Origin of the sequence: Massilia genomosp. 1, assembly GCF_011682185.1 — a bacterium.
GTDB classification, from domain to species: domain Bacteria; phylum Pseudomonadota; class Gammaproteobacteria; order Burkholderiales; family Burkholderiaceae_D; genus Telluria_A; species Telluria_A rubra.
The window spans coordinates 1-1,690 of the sequence record NZ_WHJF01000260.1 but is presented as its reverse complement, the minus strand read 5'-3'; the positions used below and the strand labels follow the sequence as shown (position 1 = coordinate 1,690).

Genomic DNA, 1,690 nt, shown 5'->3' with positions numbered 1-1,690 from the left:
TTCTTCATCCATCTGGCGCAGGTCGAAATCAGTGAGAGGCGTGGGCTTTTTTAACAAGATTGCACATCATACATTGAACTGAGTTTCCAGGCAGAAAAATTGTCTGCGGGGAGGTGATTGGTTACGGGTGAGTAGCATCTTGCCGACTTTTCTGCTGACCTTCCCACCGAGTAGAAGGATAGGCAGTAACGGCTTGAGAGCGGTGTGGGCGTAGGCATGATTGATACGCTCGCTATCGGGCAATTTGGCATCGGCATGAGCGGTACAAGCGGTCAGCGCCTGCAAGTTGTCGCAAACGATCTTGGCTGCGACATCCTGGACTACTGCCTGCTGCGATAAGCCGGTGACGTGTTCCAGATTGAGGCGGTGCTTGAGCCGTTTGAACGCTTCTTCAATGCTCCAGCGCTGATGGTAGAGTTCGCCGAAGCTGCTCGCCGGATAGAGCTTTTCATCGAACAGATTGGTCATCAGGACGCGCTGCTCGCCGTTCGGGGCGACGTGGCGGACCAGGCGCACGCGCTGCGGCTTGCGTGGGCACTCGTAGTCGAGAGCGTCCTGCTTGTCCGGCGCGCGCAGCATGACGATCCGCTCGCTCTCGCCCGAAACGACGAACTCGCGCACGCAGCCGAAGCCAGCCTCGGACTGATCGACGCGCATGCAAAATTTGATGGCGCGATGATTCAACAAGGCCACCAGCCAACGGCAGGGATAGCCGCAGTCGAGTAGCAGCAGGTCGGTCGGGGACAAGCGGTCGAGATGTTCGACCAGGAACTGCCGTTCGCCGCGTTCGCCAGCGCTGTGCAAGGAGGCGGCGAGCATCAGGTCGGGACCGGGCAGAAATAAGCCGAACAAGATTTGGTCCGCAAGAGCGGCGCGTTTGACATGGCTAGCGCGCAGTCCGAAGCGCACGGTCGAGGCGTCGGCTGCGACCAAGCGCAGGTCGCACCAGCGCGGCACGAAACCGTCCCGCTCTGCGCGCGTGATGAGCCAGTCGTTGAGCAGTGGAATGGCGGTCAGGGATAGCTTTGCGCGTGCTTTGGCGAAGGCTTGCTCGGACACCTTGTGCATCAGCTGAGCCTGCTGAGCCAGATGGGCGAAGAAGGTGTCCAGTTCGGACTGAACGCTCATGCGCATGCCGGTCAACATGATGGCGACCAAGGCCGGTAGCGGCAGCTTTCGGCAGCGCGAGAACGCAGCCGGATGATCGGGATGACGGGCATTGCTGAGGAATTCGGAGGAGCATAGACGGGCGGAAAGATCTTGAAACAGTATGGAAAGAACGGACATGGCGCGCAGTGAGTGTCAAAAATCCACACTGGCGGGCGCGCCTTTACTCCGATGTCAAGTGTTTTTATTGAATCATTGAATATAAATCATCTAATTGCACAATTCGTTAAGTTGGGTGGATTGACCGGGCAGTCCCTGGCGCAGCTCCGCGTTAGCATCCGAAATCCGGGCCCTGACCGCATCGGCCGTGCGGGGGTGCAGTACTTCCCCATTCTGTTCATATACGTCCCGCAATCTTGCCAAGTACGCTTCTGGATCTCTCACAACCAGCGTTGTGGTAACCAATCACCTCCCCGCAGACAATTTTTCTGCCTGGAAACTCAGTTCAATGTATGATGTGCAATCTTGTTAAAAAAGCCCACGCCTCTCACTGATTTCGACCTGCGCCAGATGGATGAAGAAT

At 57.2% G+C, this 1,690-nt stretch carries 1 protein-coding gene; it reads right to left on the bottom strand.

The window, feature by feature from the left end; all coding sequences use genetic code 11:
- Positions 1-66: 66 nt before the first annotated feature.
- A complete protein-coding gene (locus F1735_RS33400; RefSeq protein ID WP_229506090.1) occupies positions 67-1,287 on the bottom strand; it encodes an IS4 family transposase in 1,221 nt (406 codons plus the stop codon).
- Positions 1,288-1,690: the final 403 nt, after the last annotated feature.